Source organism: Streptomyces toxytricini, assembly GCF_014649915.1.
In the GTDB taxonomy this organism is placed as follows: domain Bacteria; phylum Actinomycetota; class Actinomycetes; order Streptomycetales; family Streptomycetaceae; genus Streptomyces; species Streptomyces toxytricini.
This window is the reverse complement of the sequence record NZ_BMTY01000013.1, coordinates 199,145-218,794: the sequence shown is the minus strand read 5'-3', so window position 1 is coordinate 218,794 and position 19,650 is coordinate 199,145. Positions and strand designations below refer to the sequence as shown.

Below are 19,650 nucleotides of genomic sequence, written 5' to 3'. Positions count from 1 at the left end.
CAGTCGTTGTTTCCATCGGAAGCGGGCACTCGGGAGAGTGTCCGGGGACGCACAGCCGCGTTCCAGCAGCCGCACCGCGACCTAACACTTTGCAAGGGAGCACGCATGGCAACCCGCGCCGTCGCCCGCAACGAGTCCACGGGCAGCGCCCGCGCAGCGGGCGGGGAGATCGCCGACCGCGACCTGGTCGGCATGTACCTGGACGAGATCGCGCGCACCCCGCTGCTCGACGCGGCCAAGGAAGTGGAGCTCTCGCAGATCATCGAGGCCGGCGTGTACGCGCGGGAGATCCTCGAAGGCGCCGTGGAGCGGAAGGGGGCCGACCCCTCCCGCGAGGAGCTGGAGGCCCTCGTCGCCGAAGGCGAGCGCGCCAAGGAGGTCTTCATCCGCTCCAACCTGCGCCTCGTCGTCGCCGTCGCCCGCCGATACCCGCGCAGCGGCCTGCCCCTCCTCGACCTGATCCAGGAGGGCAACGCCGGCCTGGTGCGCGCCGTGGAGAAGTTCGACTACACCAAGGGCTTCAAGTTCTCCACGTACGCGACGTGGTGGATCCGCCAGGCCATCACCCGCTCCATCGCCGACCAGTCCCGCACCATCCGCCTGCCCGTCCACCTCGTCGAGGAGCTCGGCCGGATCCGCCGCGTCCAGCGCGAGTTCAACCGGGAGAACGGCCGCGACCCCGAGCACGCGGAGATCGCCGCCGAGCTGGACACCACCGAGAAGCGCGTGGGCGACGTCCTGGACTGGGCGCGGGACCCGGTCAGCCTGAACATGTCCGTGGACGACGAGGGCGACACCCAGTTCGGCGACCTCCTGGAGGACACCTCCGCCATCTCCCCCGAGCAGTCCGTCCTCTCCCTGCTGCGCAGCGAGGAGCTGGAGGACCTGCTGGGCAAGCTCGACCAGCGCACGGCGTCGATCATCAAGATGCGGTACGGCATAGACGACGGCCGCGAGCGGACCCTGACGGAGGTCGGCAAGCAGCACGGCCTGACCCGCGAGCGGATCCGCCAGATCGAGAAGCACGCCCTCCTGGAGCTCAAGCGCATGGCCCACGACACCGGCTTCGACGCCGTGGCCTGACGCGCCCGCCGCGCCGCACCACCGCCCCCGGCCCGCCGGGGGCGGCGCCGCACCCTGCGCCGGGGCCGGGCGGCCAGTCGGCCGGGGCGGCCAGTCGGCCGGTGCGCGGCGGCAGCGCGGGGGGTGGGTGCCCGCCCAGGCGGGCCATGGCCAAGCTCGGCGCCCGCGACCGCGCCCAGCTCGTCGTGTTCGCCTACGAGTCCGGCCTGGTGGTCCCCCGCCGCTCCTGACCCGCCCCCGCCGTCAGCCGGTCGGCGAGGTCGCGGGCGGCCGCCGTGAGGGAGGCCGGTCCGTGCACCGTGAAGGGCAGGCCCGTCAGGGCCAGCCGGGCCGCGACCCACTCCGCGGCGTCCCCGCTCTCGAACCGCGCCCGGCAGCGCCCGGCGTCCCCCGGTTCCGCGGAGACCTCGGCGTGCGTCTGCAGCCACTGCGGCAGCTCCTGCGCCGGCACCCCGAAGGAGACCTCCACCTCGTACGTCTCCCGCCCCCGCAGCCCCCGCCGTACGAAGTCCACGGCGTCCATCGGCAGCTCGCGCGGAGTGAAGCGGGCTCCGGTCGGGAACGGGTCGGCGACCCGGTCCACCCGGAAGGTCCGCCAGTCGTCCCGCTCCAGGTCGTACGCCACCAGGTACCAGCGGCTGCCCGTGCTCACCAGCCTGTACGGCTCCACCAGCCGCTTCGTGTGCGCCCCGTCCCGGTCCCGGTAGGCGAACCGCAGCCGCTCCGGCCCGGCCACCGCGGCCGCCATCGCCGTCAGCGTCCGCGGGTCGACGGTGGCGCCGTCGCCGCGGGTCACGGCGATCGTCGCGGACTGCAGCGCCCCCACCCGGTGCCGCAGCCGCCCGGGCAGGACCTGCTCCAGCTTGGCGAGTGCCCGTACGGAGGCCTCCTCCACGCCCTCGATGGCGTGCCCGGCCCCCGCCCGCAGCCCCACCGCGATGGCGACGGCCTCCTCGTCGTCCAGCAGCAGCGGCGGCATCGCCGCCCCCGCCACCAGCCGGTACCCGCCCTCGGCGCCGAGCGTCGCCTCCACCGGGTAGCCGAGCTCCCGCAGCCGGTCGATGTCGCGGCGGATGGTGCGCGTGCTCACCCGGAGGCGGCCGGCCAGTTCGCTGCCGGGCCACTCGCGCGGGGTCTGCAGCAGGGAGAGCAGGGTCAGCAGTCGTGCCGGAGTGTCGGTCATGGAACCAGCCTGCCAGCGAAATAGGACACGAACGGACCTACATCCGGTCTAGGTTCTTCCCATGACCGAGACGACCACGACAGCGCCCGGAACCGACGACGGGCCCGCACGAGAGAAGCGGAACACCGACCTTCCCGACCTTTCCGACAGCGCCGCCGCCGCGGCACCCGCCGACCGCCGCCGCTGGCTGGCGCTCGCCATCGTGATGACCGCCGCCTTCATGGACCTGGTCGACGTCACGATCGTCAACATCGCGATACCTTCCATGCGCGGCGACTTCGGCGCCTCCACCAGCGCCATCCAGTGGATCACAGCCGGCTACGCCCTCGCCTTCGCCGCGGGTCTGATCACCGGCGGCCGTCTCGGCGACATCTACGGCCGCAAGCGGCTCTTCCTCGTCGGCATCGCCGGCTTCACCGCCGCCTCGCTGCTCTGCGGCATCGCCCCCACCCCCGACGTGCTCGTCGCCGCCCGCATCCTCCAGGGCGCGATGGCCTCGCTGATGGTCCCGCAGGTGCTGGCGATCATCCACGTCACCTTCCCGCCGCACGAGCGCGGCAAGGTCTTCGGCATGTTCGGCGCGATCGTCGGCCTCGGCGCCGTCTCCGGCCCGATGCTCGGCGCCCTGCTGACCCAGTGGAACCTCTTCGGCCTCGAATGGCGCCCGATCTTCCTGATCAACCTGCCCGTCGGCATCGCCGGCGTGCTCCTCGGCCGGGCGTTCATCACCGAGTCCAAGGCCCCGAAGGCCCTGCGCCTCGACCTCGTCGGCGTCGTCCTGGCCACCCTCGGCCTCGTCATGCTGATCTTCCCGCTCACCCACGGCCGGGAGAACGACTGGCCGCTGTGGGGCTTCATCTCGATGACCGCGGCGCCGTTCGTCTTCGTCGCCTTCATCGCCTACGAGAAGTACAAGATCCGCAAGGACGGCTCCCCGCTGGTCGAGCTCTCCCTGTTCAAGATCCGCAGCTTCGCGGGCGGCATCGCCGTCCAGCTCACCTTCGGCCTGGCGACCGGCATCTTCTTCCTCGTCTGGACCCTGTACATGCAGGTCGGCCTCGGCTGGAGCGCCCTGCGCGCCGGCACCACCGGCATCCCGTTCTCCATCGCCGTCTCCGCGGCCGCGGGCCTGTCGGTGCAGAAGCTCGTGCCCCGCTTCGGCCGCAAGGTCCTCCAGGCGGGCGCGCTCACCATGGCCGCGGGCATCCTGCTCTACATCTGGGAGTCCGAGCACTACGGCATGGCCATCGCCTCCTGGCAGATGGCGGCGCCGCTGGTCGTCATGGGCGTCGGCATGGGCCTGATCGTGGCCCCGCTGACCGACACCGTGCTCTCCGAGGTCCCGCGCGAGCACGCCGGCTCCGCCTCCGGCCTGATCAACACCACCGGCCAGATGGGCAACGCCCTCGGCCTCGGCCTCACCTCGGTCGTCTTCTTCGGGCTGATCGACGACGACAACGCCTTCGGCGCCCCGTACGTCGAGGCCTTCCGCGGCGCCCTGTGGTGGATCGCGGCCGTCCTGGTCCTGATCTTCGCCGTGATGTTCACCCTGCCCCGCAGGTCGCTCCCCGCGCAGGAGCGCGAGGGCGCCCCGGAGAAGGTCCCGGCGGCCTGACACCGGCGCCCTTTCCCGAACGGGCATGTCCGCTCCCGAGCGGACATGCCCGTCCCCTTTCGGCGTCTGCGCTCAGCCGTGGGCGCGGACCTCCATCGCCCCGCGGGCGGCCGCCTCCGTCGCGTACACCTCGCACATGTGGCGCCCGTCCGGCGTCGCGGTGTGTTCGACCTCCCACAGGCTGACCTCGCTCCCGTCCAGCAGCAGGAACGCGTGCTCGTACAGCCGGAAGCCGGCGTCCCGGCCGTCCGCGAGGCACTGCCGGGTGCCGAACGCCTGTGTGATCCGGTGGGCGTACGCCGAGCGCAGCAGCAGCGCGGCCTCCTCGCCGGGCCGGTCCGGGTTCTCGGCCCGCCGCAGCACCCGCCGGGCGTGGTCGGCGGACCGCTCCACCGCGTACTCGCGGTGCCGCTGCTCCGCCGCCCGCGGCCCGAAGAGGGCGCCGAGCGCCGCCGCGTCCACGTCGCCCTCCTCCTCCACCGCGGCGAACACACCCTCCAGCGCCGGGTCGAACACCGGCTGCGCGGCTGCCTCGCCGAACAGCCGGGCAGCGGCGAGCCGGGTCTCCTCCCGGCTCGCGAACACCTCGTGCCGCAGCTCCCGGTCGTGCTCGTGCCGGTGGACCAGCTCCCACAGCGACGCCGACGTGCCGTCGGGCAGCAGGTAGGTGTGCCGGTGGATCTCCCGCCACCGCCCCGCGGCAGGGCTGTGGGCGGTGGTGTGGAGCGAAGAACTGTGGGCGAGCGCCGACCCGAGGCGCTCGACCAACCGGTCCGGCAGGTCATAGGAGTTGAGGGCGCGGCCCAGGAGTCGCTCGAGGTGCGCCTCGGTTGTCTCGTACGGATCGCTCAAGGTGGGTTCTCCAGGCCGTCGCAGCTGGTGACTTCGCGGGAACACAACGTAGCCCTTGGTTCTGGCATCACGTCCGGGGTTCGGTAAAACGTCCGGGAAGCGCCGGGGGTTCCCGCCACCTTTTCAGGTCAACTTGGGCCTGGATGTGCATGGTTCGCCCCGGTCTGTCACGGAGCGGGGGACCATGGGCCGTATGGCAACGAAAACAGTGGGCGTCCCCCGCCAGCAGGGGCGGCCCGTCACCCGTCGGCAAGGCGAACCGTCCGCGGCACCCCGGGCGTTGGCCTGGCTCCTCGTCCTCACCGGCGCCGCCGGGGTGCTGGCCTCCTGGGTCATCACCCTCGACAAGTTCCTGCTGCTGGAGGACCCGGACTTCAAGCCGGCGTGCAGTCTCAACCCGGTGGTCTCCTGCGGCAGCGTCATGCAGAGCGACCAGGCGGCGGTCTTCGGCTTCCCCAACCCGATGCTGGGGCTGGTCGCGTTCGGCGCCGTGGTGTGCGCGGGGGCGGGCCTGCTCGCCGGCGCCCGCTACCGCACCTGGTTCTGGCTGGGATTGGACGCCGGCTGCGCGTTCGGCGTCGGCTTCTGCACCTGGCTGATGGTGCAGTCCCTGTACGAGATCGCCGCGCTGTGCCTGTGGTGCTGCCTGACGTGGGTCGCGACGCTGCTCATGTTCTGGGCGGTGACCGCGCAGAACGTCCGTACGGGTGCGCTGCCCGCGCCCGGCCCCGTCCGCGGCTTCTTCGCCGAGTTCGCCTGGGCGCCTCCGGCCCTGCACATCGGGGTCATCGGCATGCTCGTCCTGACCCGGTGGTGGGACTTCTGGACGGGCTGACGGGCGGCCCGGGGCATGCGGAGGCCCCGGCGGCCGGATGCCGCCGGGGCCTCGTCACGTCTCCACGGGCAGGGGCCCGGGTGGCGGGTGAGCCAGGTCAGCTGCCGACGGAGGCGTTGCCGGACAGGACCGGGATGTTGCTCAGGATGTGGGAGAGCGGCTCGTCGCCCTTGGCCTGGGTCGAGTTCTCGACGCACTGCTGGTTCATCGGGTTGGACAGGACGTTGATGTCCTGGACGCCGACGTTGACGAGCGCGAGGATCGACTGCGCGTTGACCTTGACCGGCAGGCCGACACAGGGCTTGTTGAGGGTGCCCTGGACCAGGCTGAGCTGCGGGCTCATGTCGCCGGCGGTCTTCTGGTTGCCGTAGATCTGCTGGGAGCCGTTGCCGTTGACGGTGTTGACCCCGTTGTCGTTGCCGATGGCCATGGCCGGAGCGGCAACGGCAGCGCCCGCACCGACGGCGGCGGCGGTGACCGCGGCGGCAGTCATGATCTTCTTGAGCATCATTGGTCCTTTTGTCGCACGAGTGCCCGCTAGTGGAGCGCCCTGGTCAACTGGCACCGCCCCGGCTTGGTTCCGCGCCTTCACTCAAACGGCCTGCTGCCGCGGGGCTTTTCCCCGGCCCGGGTGAGTGCGTTCCGGACGCCTGCGCGAAGCCCGTACGCAGCCAGCAGGAATCACGTTCGGGCGGGGGTTCCGGTTGCGCTCCGTGCAAGGAGTTCTCACGGTGGGTGGCGGAGCGGATCGCTTCCGTCCGCTTTGTGTCCCCACCGAAGGAACCCCCATGCGCTCGAAGCCGTCCCGCCTCCGTGCACGCGTCCTCGTCCCGTCGGCCCTCGCGGCCGTCATACTCACCGGCGCGGCCGCACCCGCGGGCGCCGCCGACGGCGGCACGGCCGCAGACCTGCGCGAGCGGGTCGCCACGGCTAGGCAGCAGGCGGAGGAGCGCCGGGCAGCGGCCGCAGGCCCCGTCGACGACCTTCTCGCCGGGCTCACGCAGACCCTCGACGGGCTCCTCGCCTCCCTCCAGGGCCTGTTGCCCGGGGTGCAGCTGCCGCCCATCCAGCTCCCGGCGCTGCCGAGCCTGCCGGCCGTCCCCGGCCTGCCGGAGCTCCCGCCGGTGGGCTCGGCGCCGGAGATCCCCGAGATCCCCGAGATCCCGGAGATCCCCGAGATCCCGGAGGTGCCGGAGGTGCCCGAAGTCCCCGAGGTCCCGGAGCTGCCGGCCGTCCCCAAGCGGGCCTGAGCGGCCCCTGCGCAGGGGCCGCGGGGGCCGGACGGGCGGCCGGAAACCGTGCGCGGTTGCGACGGATTGGGCTGAACAGGTCGAACCGCGCACGAGGCCGTGTCCGTCTGGGAGGCTGGACCGTTTCTCTCGGTGTGAGCCCCGGTCGGGGCAGAACGTCGAAACAGAAGGTGCAGCTCCCATGAACTCTGCCAAGAAGGCCGCCCTGGTCCTGGCCTCCGCCGGTCTCGCCGCGGCGGGCGCCACCGGTACCGCCCTCGCCGATGCGACGGCCGAGGGTGCGGCCGTGGGCTCGCCCGGCGTGCTCTCGGGCAACCTCGTTCAGGTCCCGGTCCACGTCCCGGTGAACGTCTGCGGCAACACCGTGAACATCATCGCCCTGCTCAACCCGGCGTTCGGCAACACCTGCGTCAACGCCTGACGCCGACGCCAGCAGGACATGCGCCCGTGGGCGCCACCGGCCTCGCCGGTGGCGCCCACGGTGCGTTGCGGGGGCGGGAGGTCAGGACGCGCCGCCGTTGAGCTGGACGCCGCCGAGCAGCGGGGAGGCCTGGGTGGCCTGGTTGGCCAGGCCGAGGAGCTCGCCCGGGGCGTTGTTGCGGACCTTGTTGAGGTGCTGGGCCGTCCCCACCACCTTGTCCACGGTCTCCCCCTGCTCGGCGATGCCGTTGCCCACGGTCGTCGGGAGCTGTTCGGTGACGGGGGCGAGCGCGTCGAAGGCCTGGGTGGCACCGCCCGTCAGGCTCATGGGGGGCATCGCGGCCGTGTTCTCGGCGGCGAACGCACCCGTGGACGCGCCGAGGGCGGCAACGGAGCCGGCGAGGACCGCGGCGACCTTCGTGAGCTTCATTTTCGAAATCCTTTTCCAGCGGTGACCGTCGCACCGCTTTTGCCCTGCACAACGATTCCCCGCCGCCGCGGAAACGCGTACGAGCGCACGGCGACGGCCGGAGAATCCGGCAGGGGATTCTCCGGCCGCGGTTTATCGCGATGACCGGGGGACGGCGGATCAGGCGATACGGGACCTGCGGTACAGGATGGCGCCGCCGAGGACGAGCGCCGAGGCGAGGATCGCCGCGGCACCCGCCTGGCCGGCGCCGGTCTCGGCGAGCACCGCGGTGGTGGCGGCGGGCGCCGGGACGTGCGCCGCCGGGGCCGGGGAGCCGGGTGCCCAGACGCCGGGGACGGGCGCGGGGGCGGGGGCGGCCGGCGGGGGCCCGGCCGGGGTGCCGGACTCCGGGGCGGGGGCGGGTGCCGGGAGGGTCACCGGCATGCTGCCGCGCGGCGGCGCCGCCTCGGGGACCTCCTCGGCGACCGGGGCCGGGAGCGGGTGCGGGGTCTCCCCGGCGGGCGGCTCGGGCGCGGGCGCCGGCAGTGGGGCGGGCTGCGGCTCGGGGGCCTCCGCGGCGGGCGGCGCCTCGGGGACGGGCTCCGGCAGCGGCTTCGGCTCGGGTTCCGGCTGCGGCTCGGGCATCGGGAGCGGCGCGGGCTGTTCCCCGACCGGCCCCGGCTCGGGCTGCGGCAGCGGCTTCGGCTCCGGCTCGGGCTCCGGCTGCGGCATGGGCGGTGCCGGGTGCGGGAGGGGGGCCGGCGCGGGGTGGCCCTGCGGGTGGTCGTCGCACTCCTCCTCGGGCCCGCCGCCGTGCCGGACCTCCTCGGCCCGCGGAGCCGCGTGCTTCGGTGCCGTGTGCTTCGGCGCGGCGGGCGCGGGCGCGGCCTGCTCCGGAGCCGCGTGCCTCGGCGCCCGGTGGCGGCCCTCCCCGGCCGGCGCCTGCCCGTCGCGGGGGCCGCCGGGCCTGGCGTGGCGGCCTTCGCGCTCCTGGAGGTAGCGCTCGAAGGCCTCGGCGTGCTCCGGGCTCAGGTAGCGGTCGTATTCCCGGTGTGCGTGGTGGGCGCCCGAACCGGTCGAGTTGACGCAGGTGTTGCCGAAGGCCGGGTTCAGTGCCGCGCCGCCGTCCACGCTGTTGCCGCACACGTTCGGCGAGAGGGTGATCGGTACCGAGACGCTGTTGCCGGACAGCACCCCCGGGGAGTGCGCGGCTTCCGCCGCGGCCCCCGGGTGCGCGGAGGCCGCGCCCGTCGCGATCGACAGCAGGCTCGATGCGGCTGCGGCCGTGAGCATTCCCTTGCCCAGTACCTGTCGGCTCAGTACCTGTCGCATGGGTCCTTCCCTGTTCTACCGGCGCGGGGCCGGTGCTGAATCGAAGGTGGCCCCGGAGTGCACCGCCGTGCACTCCGAGGCCACCCCGAGGAGTCCGCCCCTGCGGGGGCGCTGACGCTACGTCAGTCGTTGACGCAGGTGTTGCCGAACACCGGGTTCAGCGCCGCGATGATGTTCACGGTGTTGCCGCAGAGGTTGATCGGGACGTGGACCGGGACCTGGACGAGGTTGCCCGAAGCCACACCGGGGGAGCCGATGGCCTGCCCCTCGGCAGCCGCGTCGGCCATGGCGGGCGAGGCGGCACCGGCGGCCATGAGAGCGCCGGCGGCCAGCACCACTGCCTTCTTGTACGTCATCTGAATTCGATCCTTTCCCGCAGGGGCTCGTCCCCTGCAGAAACAACAACGAGCGGGCGGGGGTAAGGAAACCCTTGTTTTTCCGTCCGGTTTCCGTGGATTTTCCCGGATGCGGCCGGGGGCGAATTGCGGGCGGATTTCGGTGGCACCGCTCCCGTCCCCCGACGGGTCCGGACGCGCCGAGGCCGCCGCGACCCGGAAGGTGCGGCGGCCTCGGCTGCGCCGGGGGCGGTCAGCTGCCGGCGGAGGCGTTCCCGGAGAGGATCGGGATGTTGTCCAGGATGTGGGAGAGCGGCTCGTCGCCCTTGGCCTGGGTGGAGTTCTCGACGCACTGCTGGTTCATCGGGTTGGACAGGATCGGGATGTCCTGGACGCCGATGTTGAGCAGGGCGGCGATCGACTGGGCGTTGACCTTCGCCGGCAGGGCGATGCAGGGCTTGTTGAACGAGCCCTGGATCAGGGCCATCTGCGGGCTCATGTTGCCGTAGGTGGCCTGGTTGCCGTAGATCTGCGAGGCGCCGTTGCCGTTGACGGTGTTGACCCCGTTGTCGTTCCCGATGGCCATCGCCTGCGGCGCCATGGCGGCGCCGATGCCCACGACCGAGGCTGCTGCCGCTGCCGTGGCCACCATCTTCTTGATCATTGTCGTCCCTTTTTTGCAGGATTGCCCGGTACTGGAGCATCCGGATCAACGGTCCGGCGTCGGCGCGGGTTGCGTGGCTTCACCCGGATGCCGCCGTTTCGGGCGGCGCGGTTGACGTTCGGGTGTGCGGATGGTCGGCGCGGGCGCCGGGAGGCGGAGGGGGGTCCGTGCGGTGCTGCGCGGCGTCCGAGGCGGTGCCGCGCAGGTGCTCCGGCCGGTCCCGCCATTTCCTTTCGGCCGTACGCCGGTGCCCCGGATAACGACTCGCCGCCTGTGAGGGTGCGTGTTATCGCCCAAAAGGCCGTACGTGCGAGTTGGGCGTGATTCCGGACCGGATTTCTGACAAAGTGCACTCCTGTTTTGTCCTCTTGATCGAAAATGGAGACAGGGTCATGGGTTCCTCCCGCAGAATCCTCGGCGCGCTCGGCCTGCTGTCCTGCCTCGCACTTTCGGCCAACGTTCCCGCATCGGCCGCCGAAGCACCCCCGGGCCCGGGCGAGGCTCCCCGCGTTCCGTTCACACAGCGTTATCAGGCCGTGCAGCACGGCGGGCTGGTCCGCGCCTCGAACTCCTCCATCGCCTGCCGCCGCCAGGAGGCTCCCGGGGCCGAGCCGTGCGCCGAGGTCGCCAAGGGCGCGGCGGGGGCGAACGGCGACTTCGAGATGTTCTACAGCGAGGTCGACAAGGACCCCGACACCTACAACTCCACCCGGGCCGAACTGAAGGTCCCCCAGGGCGCCCGGGTCTCGTACGCCCGCCTGTACTGGGGCGGGAACCTGCGCGTCGGCGAGCAGAAGCCCCCCGAGGACAACGGCCGCGTCCTGGTCGCCGAGCCGGGCGGTGCGTACAAGGAGGTGCTCGCCGACACCGTGGTCGGGCACCGCACGGACGCCGGCAGCGACGCCTACCAGGCCTCCGCCGACGTCACACCGCTGGTCCGCAAGGGCGGCGCCGGCATGTGGACGGTCGCCCAGCTCAACATCGCCATGGGCCACTCGCCGGTGGGCGCCTGGGGCGGCTGGACGCTCGTCGCCGCCTACGAGCACCCCCAGGAGCCGCTGCGCCGGATCTCCCTGTGGGACGGCTTCGAGCAGGTCGCCGCCGGCGCGGGCGAGGCCGGCGGGCAGACGGTGCGGATCGAGGGGCTGGGCGCGCCGGCGGGCTCCCGCGGCAAGGCCGGGCTCGTCGCGTACGACGGGGACCGCGGCAGCCTCGGGGACTCACTCACCGTGACCGCCGACAGCGGGCGCCGGGTCAGCGTCAGTGATGGCGAAAACCCCTTCAACGACGTCTCGAATTCCACCATCACGGAATTCGGGCGCAGTGCGTTCGTGCGACAGCCCGAACACCAGAACAATCTCGGATATGACGCGGACGTGTTCGACCTGAGTCCCGCCCTGTCCGGTGGCGCCCGCAGTCTGAACTTCACTTTCACGGGCGAGAACCAGGGTCAATTCCTCGGCGTGCTCTTCGTCCAGACAGACGCGCGCCGCTGAGCGCAAGGAACCGCTCCGCGTGGCCACACAGCAGCATCCCCAGCCCTCCACCTCCCCCTCTCCGTTGACCGTCCTGCACCTCGTGCAGCCCGTCGACGGCGGCGTCGCCCGGGTGGTCGTCGACCTCGTGCGCGCCCAGGCCGCCGCCGGCCTGCGGCCCGTCGTAGGCTGCCCGCGCGGCGGCCGCCTCGCCGACGAGGCCCGCGACGCCGGGGCCGACGTCCTCGCCTGGCGGGCCGGCCGCAACCCGGGGCCCGACCTGGCCGCCGAGGTGCTCGGCGCCCGCAGGACCGTCCGCCGCGCCCGCCCCGACGTCCTGCACGCCCACAGCGCCAAGGCCGGACTCGCCGGACGCCTCGCCGTCCGCGGCCGGATCCCCACCGTCTTCCAGCCGCACGCCTGGTCCTTCGACGCCGTCGCCGGGACCACCGCCGCGCTCGCCCTGCGCTGGGAGCGGTTCGGGGTGCGTTGGGCCGACCGGGTGCTCTGCGTCAGCGAGGCCGAGCGCCGGGTCGGCGAGGCCGAGGGCATCGCCGCCCGCTGGTCCGTCGTCCGCAACGGCGTCGACCTCGACCACTTCCGCCCCCGCGACCCCGACCGGGCCCGCGACCGGGCCGCCGCCCGCACCGAACTCCCGCTGCCCGCCGCCTTCGTGGGCGACGGGCCGCTCGCCGTCTGCGTCGGCCGGCTCTGCCGGCAGAAGGGCCAGGACGTCCTGCTGAGCGCCTGGCGGGAGGTGCTCGGCAACGTACCCGAGGCGCGCCTGGCGCTCGTAGGGGACGGCCCCGACACCGAGCGGCTGCGCCGGTCGGCCCCGCCCGGCGTGCTCTTCGCGGGCGGCGCCGCCGACATCCGACCGTGGCTTCGGGCCGCCGATCTCGTTGTACTGCCGTCGCGGTGGGAAGGCATGGCGCTCGCCCCGCTGGAAGCCATGGCATGCGGCCGGCCGGTCCTTGTCTCCGACGTCAGCGGTGCCCGGGAGAGCCTGCCGCCCGGCCAGGGACGGCTCTGCCTGGTGCCGCCGGAGGATCCGACGGCGCTGGCCAAGGCCCTGGGCCGGCTCCTTTCCGAGCCGCGGCTGCTCGCCGAACTCGGCGAGCAGGCCCAGCAGCACGCCCGTACCGAATTCGACGTGCGGCGGACCACGGACGCGGTCACGGGTCTGTACCACGAACTGCTGGGCAGGCCCCGGCCCTCGAACCAGGAGCGCATCAGCCGATGACCATGGACAGCGCACCAGCCCGGCACACCGGACAGGGCGGCACGAGGCGCGCCGGCGGCGGAGCCGGCACCGCGGCCGTCCGACGGGCGGCCGCGGCCGCCATCCACCCCCCGCGCCGGCCCGGGAAGGAGCAGGCCCGCCCGCTGGTCCGGCCGAGGCGGGCCCACCCGCGCGAAGGGGCGGTCCCGCTGCTCACCGCGGACGTGCTGGCGGCGGCCGGGGCCGCGGCCGCCGCCCCCGGGCTGGGGCTGCCGGCCGCCGCGGCGGGGCCGGTCGCCGTGCTGGCCGCGCTGCTGCACGCGCAGGGCGGGCTGTACCGGCCGCGGCTCGCGCCGTCCGCGCTGCTCGAACTGCCCGCGCTGGCCGGGCGGGCGGCCGTCCTGTGGTGCGGGGTCGCCGCGGTCGTCGCGGCCGCCGACCCGCGGCGGGCGCTGGGCTGGTCGGCGCTGCTGGGCGCGGTCTGCCTGCACCTGGTGCTGACGTGCGCCGGGCGGGGGGTCGCGAACGGGCTGCGCCGCCGCTCCGCCCGGCGCCGGCCCGCGTCCGCGCTGGTCGTCGGCCCGGGTGCCGGGGCGAGCGCGGTCGCGGCCGCGCTGCACGGGCGCCCCGAGTACGGGCTGCGGCCGGTCGGGCTCGCGGACACCGGGGCGGGCGCCGAAGGGGACGGGGTGACGCCGGTCCTCGCCACGCACGAGGACATCCGGCGGGCGGTCATCCAGAACGCCGTCCGGCACGCGGTGTTCACCCGCCCGCCGGAGTGCGACGAGCGCACCGCCTCCCTCGTCCGGCTGTTCCACGACCACGGCTGCCGGCTGTGGCTCGCCGACCCGGCCGGCACCGCCAAGGTCACCGGCGTGCGGGTCGCCGAGCCCGCCGACCAGCTGTGGGGGTACGCCGTCCAGCCGCTGCTGCCGCGGCCCGCCCGGCAGGCGGAGCGGTGGGTGAAGCGGGTCGTCGACGCGGTCCTCGCCGCCGTCGCGCTCGTCGCCGCCGCGCCGGTGATGGGGCTGTGCGCGCTGGCCGTGCGGATCTCCGACGGCCCCGGAGTGATCTTCCGGCAGGAGCGCGTCGGCCTGTACGGGCGTCCGTTCACGCTGCTGAAGTTCCGCACCCTGCGGGCCGACGCCCACGAGTCGGCCACCCGGTGGACCGTCGCCGGCGACCACCGGATGAGCCTGGTGGGCTCGCTGCTGCGGAAGTCCTCGCTGGACGAGCTGCCGCAGCTGTGGAACGTCGTGCGCGGCGACATGAGCCTGGTCGGGCCGCGCCCGGAGCGGCCCTACTTCGTCGCCAAGTTCGCCGCGGTCCACCCTGGCTACGAGGCGCGGCACCGGATGCCCGTCGGCATCACGGGGCTCGCGCAGATCAACGGGCTGCGCGGGGACACGTCCATCGAGGACCGGGCGCGCTTCGACAACCACTACATCGACACCTGGTCGCTGTGGCAGGACCTGTGGATCCTCGCCCGCACCGCGGCCTCCTTCTTCCGCTTCCGGCTGGGGGGCAGCTGACCATGAGTCTCGCCGTGACGACGGGCGCCGCCGGCGCCCTGCCCGGGGCGCCTCGGCTGGCCGCGCTGCTGCGCCGGCACTGGCCGCTGCTGCCGCTGGCCGCGACCGTCCTGATGCTCCTCGCGCCGGTCCCGGCGGGCGACGCGAGCACCTCCGGGAAGGTCGGGCCGGCGGACGCGGCCTCGCTGCTGCTGGTCGCCGTGTGCGGGGTGCAGGCGCTGCGCGGGCGGGTGCGCCCGCTGAGCCCGCTCGCGGTGCTGGTGCTGGGGGCGCCGGCGCTGGCGCTGGCCGTCGCGACGGCGACCGCCGGGGACCCGTACGCCGCGCTGCCGGGCTTCGTGCGCTACCTCCAGGTGTTCGTCCTGGTCCCGGCGGCGGTGGTGCTGCTGGTGCGGGACGCCTTCGAGTTCCGGCTGGCGGCCGGGTGCTTCGTGGTGCTGGCGCTGGTGCAGGGCGCCGTCGGCGTCGTCCAGTACGCCACGCACACGGGGGCCTCGTACCAGGGCGAGGACATCCGGGCCGTGGGGACCTTCGGTCCGGGCGACGTGATGGGCATGGCCACCGTCGTGGCGTACGGGCTGGTCGTGGCGACGGCCGCGGCGCTGTCGGCGGCCCTGCCGCGGCGGGTGCGCCGGCTGTCGGCCGCGGCGGCGCTGGTGCTCGTCCTGCCGCTGGTGCTGTCCTTCAGCCGCGGGGCGTGGATCGCCACGGCCGGCGCGGCGGTCCTCGTCATGGCGATGGCGGGGATCCGGCGGGCCGCCAAGGTGCTGGCGGCGCTGGCCGCGGCCGGCGTGGTGCTGGTGGGCGGCCTCGGCGTCGGGTCGGAGATGGTCGCCGAGCGGCTGACCTCCATCACGCAGGTCTCCAGCGCCCCCGACCAGTCCGTGACCGACCGGTACACGATGTGGGCCGCGGCCGGCTCGATGTGGCAGGAGCGGCCCGCGCTGGGCGTCGGGCTCAAGGGCTTCCCCGCGAACCGGGACGGGCACGCCTCCCTGGGCCTGTCCTCCGGCAGCGACACCGCCGGCGCCGGCCAGGGCTACGTCCGCCAGCCGCTGCTGTCCCCGCACAACATGTACCTGCTGGTGCTGAGCGAGCAGGGCCTCGTCGGGCTCGTCGCGCTCGCCGGCGGCTGGCTGGCGCTGCTCGTCGCCGGCGCCCGCCGGTACGCCTCCGGGGGCGGTGTCCGCGACTGCGGGCTCATCGCGATCGGGCTGCTCTTCTGGCAGCTCACCGACTTCCTGTACGCGGACATCGGCGGCCCGTCCACCGTCCTGACCGGCGTGGTCATCGGTCTGGCGGCCTGGTGGGCGCTGCCGCCCCGGACCGCCGGCGGGCGGGTGGCCGGCCCGCGCCGCGCGGCGGGTGCGGCCGGCCGGTGACGGACACGACTCCCTGGCGGCGGCCCGCGGCCGCGGCGACGACCGACGTCGCCGCGGCTGCGGGCCGTCCGCCGCGCCCCGCGGAGCCCGACCCGGCGGCCCGCAAGGGCGGCGCCACGGGCGGCGGGCCCGCGGGCGGCGGGCCGTCGGGCGGCGGGCCGGCCCCGCTCGGCCGGTTCCTCGCCAAGGCCGCCGCCGTCACCGCCGGACTCACCGCTGCCGGGGCCGTGTTCGGGCTCGTCCGCGACCAGACCATCGCGCACCTCTTCGGCGCCGGGCACGACAGCGACGCCTTCCTCATCGCATGGACCGTCCCCGAGATGTCCTCGACGCTGCTCATCGAGGACGCCATGGCGCTGCTGATGGTGCCCGCCTTCAGCCACGCCCTGGCCCGCCGGTCCGCCGACCGGGCCGGCCTCACCCGCAAGGAGGCCCGCGCCCAGGACCCCGTACGCCTGCTGGTCGGGGCGACCCTGCCGCGGCTGCTGGTGCTCCTCGCCGCGGCCGCCGCCCTGCTGGTCTTCGCCGCGCCGCTCGTCGTCTCCGTCCTCGCACCCGGCCTGCCCGACCCGCAACTGGCCGTCGAGTGCACGCGGCTGACCTCGCTGACCGTCCTCACCTTCGGCGTCGCCGGCTACTTCAGCGCCGCCCTGCGCGCCCACCGCACCTTCGTGCCGCCGGCCGCGATCTACGTCTCGTACAACGTCGGCATCATCGGCACGATGATCGCCCTGCACCGCCTGTGGGGCGTACGGGCGGCGGCCGCCGGCGTCGCGGCCGGCGGGCTGCTGATGGTCCTCGTGCAGCTGCCCGCCTTCGTCCGGCGCGTCGGCTTCGGCCCGCCCCGCGTCCGGGGCGCCGCCCGCAGCCGGCGCGACCGGGACCGGCCCACCCTGCTGGCCCTCGGCCTGATCGCCCCCGTCATCTGCTTCGCCGTCTTCCGGCAGTCCCAGGTGCTCGTCGAGCGCTTCCTCGCCGCCTCACTCCCGCCCGGCGCCATCTCGCACCTGAACTACGCGCAGAAGGTCGCGCAGATGCCGATGGTGCTCTCCCTGATGATCTGCACGGTCACCTTCCCCGTGGTCGCCCAGGCCATGGCGGGCGGCGAGCGCGAGAAGGCCCGCCGCCGCGTCGAGCAGGACCTCGCGCTGGCCTCGCTCGCCGTCCTCACCGGCACCGCCCTCGTCATCGGGTACGCCCCGCAGATCATCCAGGTCCTCTTCGAGCGCGGCGCGTTCACCCACGAGGACACCCTGGCCACCGCCTCCGTCATGCGGGTCTACGCCCTCGGGCTCCTCGGCCACTGCCTCGTCGGCGCGCTGAGCCGGCCCTTCTTCTCCACCGCGCGCCCCACCTGGTTCCCGGCGCTCGCCATGGCCGCCGGGCTCGCCGTCAACATCGGCGCCGGCGCGGCCGCCGTCCGCTGGTGGGGGACCGGCGGGCTGGCCGCCGCGAACGCCGCCGGCATCACCACCACGGCCGTGCTGCTCCTCGCCGGCATCGGCCCGCGCATCATCGCGATCCACGTCCGCAGGGTCGCCCTCAGCATCGCCCGGCTCGGCGTGGCCTGCGCCGCCGCCTGCGCCACCGGCTGGATCGCCGGGCCGATGATCCCCGACCCGCTGCTCAGCGCCGCCCTCGGCTGCCTGCTCGTCCCCGCCATGTTCGGGGCCACCGGCACGGCCATACGCGCGCTCGAAGTCACCGCCCTGTCCGCCCAGCTCACCCAGATGACCCAGAGGTTCCGCAATGCCCGCTGACACCGACACGGCTCCGGCCGCCGCGATGGCATCCGCCCGCCGGAGCGCCGCCTCGCCGTGGGTCCTGATGTACCACTCCGTCACCGAGTTCACCGACCCGGCCGAGGACCCGTACGGCATCACCGTCACCCCGCGGGCCCTGGAGGCCCAGCTGCAGTGGCTGCGCTCGCGCCGCCTGCGCGGGGTCTCCGTCGGGGAACTCCTGCGGGCCCGCGCCGAGGGCCGGGGCGCCGGGCTCGTCGGGCTCACCTTCGACGACGGCTACACCGACTACGTCACCCGGGCGCTGCCGCTGCTGCGCCGGTACGAGTTCACCTCCACCCTGTTCGTGCTGCCCGGCCGGCTCGGCGTGGACAACGTGTGGGACCCGCTGGGGCCGCGCAAGCCGCTCCTGACCGCCGAGGGGATCCGCGAGGCGGCCGCCGCCGGCCAGGAGGTCGGCTCGCACGGGCTGCTCCACCAGGACCTCACCGCCGCCCCCGACGACGTCCTCCAGCAGGAGCTGCGGGGCAGCCGCGACCTGCTGCGCGAGATCACCGGCACCCTGCCCGAGGGGTTCTGCTACCCGTACGGGCACGTCGACGCCCGGGTCGCGGACGCCGTGCGGGACGCCGGGTACGCGTACGCCTGCGCCATCGAGCCCGGCCGGCTCGCCGGCCCGTACGCCCTGCCGCGCACGCACGTCAGCCAGGCCGACGGCAGCGGGCGGCTGCGCATCAAGCAGCTGCGGCACGGGGCGCGCGAGCTGGCGCGGGCGGTGCGCCGATGACCGACCCGAAGGACCCGCGGGACCCGCAGTACCCGAAGGACGCGGCGGGCCCGGCCGGCGCCGCGGCGGAGCCCTGGGACCCGTCCGGGCTGCGCGTCCTGCACGTGATCACCGGGCTCGGCGTCGGCGGCGCCGAGCAGCAGCTGCGGCTGCTGCTGCGGCACCTGCCGATGCGCTGCGACGTGCTGACGCTGACCAACCCCGGACCGGTCGCCGACGGGCTGCGCGCCGACGGCGTCCGCGTCGTGCACCTCGGCATGCGCGGCAACCGGGACCTCGGCGCGCTGCCCCGCCTCGTCCGGTTCGTCCGGCGCGGCGGGTACGACCTCGTCCACACCCACCTGTACCGGGCCTGCCTGTACGGGCGGATCGCGGCCCGGCTCGCCGGGGTCGGCGCCGTCGTCGCGACCGAGCACTCCCTCGGCGACGGCGAGATCGAGGGCCGGCCGCTGTCGGCCGGCGTGCGCCGGCTGTACCTGGCGGGCGAGCGGCTCGGCTCGGCGACCGTCGCCGTCTCGGACACGGTGGCGGCGCGGCTGGCGGCCTGGGGGGTGCCGGCCGAGCGGGTGCACGTCGTCCCGAACGGCATCGAGGCCGCCCGGTTCCGCTTCGACGCGGGCGTTCGGCGGGCCACCCGGTCCCGGACCGGTCTCCCCGAACGGGCCTTCGTCGTCGGCGGGGTGGGCCGGCTGGTGCCGGGCAAGCGGTTCGACGCCCTCGTCCGGGCCGTCGCCGCACTGCCCGGCGCCCATCTGCTGCTCGCCGGCGACGGGCCCGAGCGCGGTTCGCTGCGCGCGCTGGCCGCGGAGCTGGGCGCACAGCACCGGATCCACCTGGTCGGCGAGCGGGACCCGCTCGGCGGGGACGGCGACGGGCGGGCGCCCGGGATTCCGCAACTGCTGGCCGCGATGGACGTGTTCGTCTCCGCCTCCCGCGAGGAGGCGTTCGGCCTGGCGGTCGTCGAGGCCCTCGCGGCCGGGCTGCCCGTCCTGCACGTCACCTGCCCGGCCGTCGACGACCTGCCGCCCGCGCAGGCGCCGGGCGCGCGGCGGATCGGCACCGGCGGCGAGGAGCTCCTCGCCGCGCTGCGCGGGCACATGGAGGCGGGGGCGAGCCGGCTGCCCGTGCCGCCGGTGGTCCGGCAGTACGACGTGGCGCGCAGCGCCGAACGCCTGCTGGACGTCTACCGCCTCGCCCTGCACGGCACCGGGCCCGCGCCGCTGCACACGCCGGCCCGGGCGGCCGCCGATCCGGAGCCCGGCCCGGGTGCGGCCGCGGACGTGCCCGCCCCGGCGCGGCCCGCCGCGGCCGGGCAGCCGCCGCGCGCCCTCGCGGGCCGGGCCCCGGGCCGCCCCGCCACCGGCCCCCGGCCCGGCTCCGGACCCGCTCCGGGCCCACGGCCCGGCCCCGACACGGGCCCGCCGCGGCCGGGCGGCGGGCCCGACCGCCCCGGCAACGGCTGACCCGCACCTCCGCACGGGCCCGCACCCCCGGGGCCCGCAGCCGGGGCCCGCAGTACCTCCTTTCACCCC

19 protein-coding genes are annotated in these 19,650 nt (G+C 74.8%); 12 read left to right on the top strand and 7 right to left on the bottom strand.

Annotated features, from left to right (window positions below):
• The first annotated feature begins 105 nt into the window (after positions 1-105).
• The gene (locus tag IE170_RS18560; protein WP_189810500.1) at positions 106-1,083 is read left to right on the top strand and encodes a sigma-70 family RNA polymerase sigma factor; all 978 of its coding nucleotides are present in this window, start codon (positions 106-108) and stop codon (positions 1,081-1,083) included.
• A gap of 193 nt (positions 1,084-1,276) precedes the next feature.
• Here the strand turns inward: IE170_RS18560 and IE170_RS18555 are convergent, their stop codons facing one another.
• Positions 1,277-2,266: a helix-turn-helix transcriptional regulator gene (locus tag IE170_RS18555; RefSeq protein WP_189810499.1), complete on the bottom strand. Its 990-nt coding sequence runs from the start codon at positions 2,264-2,266 to the stop codon at positions 1,277-1,279.
• Between the two features lie 61 nt (positions 2,267-2,327).
• On the opposite strand from IE170_RS18555, the gene IE170_RS18550 reads away from it, so the two are divergent.
• Positions 2,328-3,881, top strand: coding sequence for an MFS transporter (locus IE170_RS18550; protein ID WP_189810498.1), 1,554 nt, complete (start codon positions 2,328-2,330; stop codon positions 3,879-3,881).
• 72 nt (positions 3,882-3,953) lie between these two features.
• On the opposite strand, the gene IE170_RS18545 is transcribed toward IE170_RS18550, so the two are convergent.
• Positions 3,954-4,733: a DUF6227 family protein gene (locus IE170_RS18545; RefSeq protein WP_189810497.1), complete on the bottom strand. Its 780-nt coding sequence runs from the start codon at positions 4,731-4,733 to the stop codon at positions 3,954-3,956.
• A 193-nt stretch (positions 4,734-4,926) separates the two neighbouring features.
• Between IE170_RS18545 and IE170_RS18540 the strand changes: the two genes are divergently transcribed.
• Positions 4,927-5,568, top strand: a complete 642-nt coding sequence (locus tag IE170_RS18540) for a vitamin K epoxide reductase family protein (protein WP_189810496.1) — start codon at positions 4,927-4,929, stop codon at positions 5,566-5,568.
• Positions 5,569-5,665: 97 nt separating this feature from the next.
• Here IE170_RS18540 and IE170_RS18535 read toward each other — a convergent pair whose 3' ends face one another.
• Positions 5,666-6,076, bottom strand: coding sequence for a rodlin (locus IE170_RS18535; protein ID WP_114058975.1), 411 nt, complete (start codon positions 6,074-6,076; stop codon positions 5,666-5,668).
• A gap of 280 nt (positions 6,077-6,356) precedes the next feature.
• On the opposite strand from IE170_RS18535, the gene IE170_RS18530 reads away from it, so the two are divergent.
• Together IE170_RS18530 and IE170_RS18525 are read left to right on the top strand one after the other, a co-directional pair.
• Entirely contained in the window at positions 6,357-6,818 is a 462-nt protein-coding gene (locus IE170_RS18530) for a hypothetical protein (protein WP_189810495.1), read from the top strand.
• Positions 6,819-6,999: 181 nt separating this feature from the next.
• Positions 7,000-7,239, top strand: coding sequence for a chaplin (locus IE170_RS18525; protein WP_189810494.1), 240 nt, complete (start codon positions 7,000-7,002; stop codon positions 7,237-7,239).
• A gap of 81 nt (positions 7,240-7,320) precedes the next feature.
• Here IE170_RS18525 and IE170_RS18520 read toward each other — a convergent pair whose 3' ends face one another.
• The 4 genes from IE170_RS18520 to IE170_RS18505 all read right to left on the bottom strand — a co-directional run bounded on the left by IE170_RS18520 (position 7,321) and on the right by IE170_RS18505 (position 9,978).
• Positions 7,321-7,668 (bottom strand): hypothetical protein, encoded by a 348-nt coding sequence (locus IE170_RS18520; RefSeq protein ID WP_189810493.1) that lies wholly within the window; start codon positions 7,666-7,668, stop codon positions 7,321-7,323.
• Between the two features lie 159 nt (positions 7,669-7,827).
• Positions 7,828-8,979 carry a chaplin gene (locus IE170_RS33405; protein WP_189810492.1) on the bottom strand — a complete coding sequence of 384 codons (1,152 nt, stop codon included), beginning with the start codon at positions 8,977-8,979 and terminating at the stop codon, positions 7,828-7,830.
• A gap of 122 nt (positions 8,980-9,101) precedes the next feature.
• Positions 9,102-9,335 (bottom strand): chaplin, encoded by a 234-nt coding sequence (locus IE170_RS18510; RefSeq protein ID WP_189810491.1) that lies wholly within the window; start codon positions 9,333-9,335, stop codon positions 9,102-9,104.
• A gap of 232 nt (positions 9,336-9,567) precedes the next feature.
• On the bottom strand, positions 9,568-9,978 hold the full coding sequence (locus IE170_RS18505) for a rodlin (protein WP_189810490.1): 411 nt from the start codon (positions 9,976-9,978) through the stop codon (positions 9,568-9,570).
• Between the two features lie 392 nt (positions 9,979-10,370).
• Here IE170_RS18505 and IE170_RS18500 point away from each other — a divergent pair, with 392 nt between their 5' ends.
• The 7 genes from IE170_RS18500 to IE170_RS18470 all read left to right on the top strand — a co-directional run bounded on the left by IE170_RS18500 (position 10,371) and on the right by IE170_RS18470 (position 19,581).
• Complete coding sequence (locus IE170_RS18500; RefSeq protein WP_223856721.1) at positions 10,371-11,474, top strand: DUF3344 domain-containing protein; 1,104 nt, start codon at positions 10,371-10,373, stop codon at positions 11,472-11,474.
• Positions 11,475-11,493: 19 nt separating this feature from the next.
• Positions 11,494-12,696 carry a glycosyltransferase gene (locus IE170_RS18495; protein ID WP_189810488.1) on the top strand — a complete coding sequence of 401 codons (1,203 nt, stop codon included), beginning with the start codon at positions 11,494-11,496 and terminating at the stop codon, positions 12,694-12,696.
• On the top strand, positions 12,693-14,207 hold the full coding sequence (locus IE170_RS18490) for an exopolysaccharide biosynthesis polyprenyl glycosylphosphotransferase (protein WP_223856722.1): 1,515 nt from the start codon (positions 12,693-12,695) through the stop codon (positions 14,205-14,207). Before IE170_RS18495 ends, IE170_RS18490 begins: the two co-directional genes overlap by 4 nt.
• 2 nt (positions 14,208-14,209) lie before the next feature.
• Positions 14,210-15,589, top strand: a complete 1,380-nt coding sequence (locus tag IE170_RS18485) for an O-antigen ligase family protein (RefSeq protein WP_189810487.1) — start codon at positions 14,210-14,212, stop codon at positions 15,587-15,589.
• Positions 15,586-17,349, top strand: coding sequence for a murein biosynthesis integral membrane protein MurJ (murJ, locus tag IE170_RS18480; protein WP_189810486.1), 1,764 nt, complete (start codon positions 15,586-15,588; stop codon positions 17,347-17,349). Before IE170_RS18485 ends, murJ begins: the two co-directional genes overlap by 4 nt.
• Entirely contained in the window at positions 17,339-18,118 is a 780-nt protein-coding gene (locus tag IE170_RS18475) for a polysaccharide deacetylase family protein (protein ID WP_189810485.1), read from the top strand. The genes murJ and IE170_RS18475 overlap by 11 nt, the downstream gene beginning before the upstream one ends.
• Before the next feature lie 89 nt (positions 18,119-18,207).
• Positions 18,208-19,581: a glycosyltransferase gene (locus tag IE170_RS18470; RefSeq protein WP_189810533.1), complete on the top strand. Its 1,374-nt coding sequence runs from the start codon at positions 18,208-18,210 to the stop codon at positions 19,579-19,581.
• The last annotated feature ends 69 nt before the right edge of the window (positions 19,582-19,650 follow it).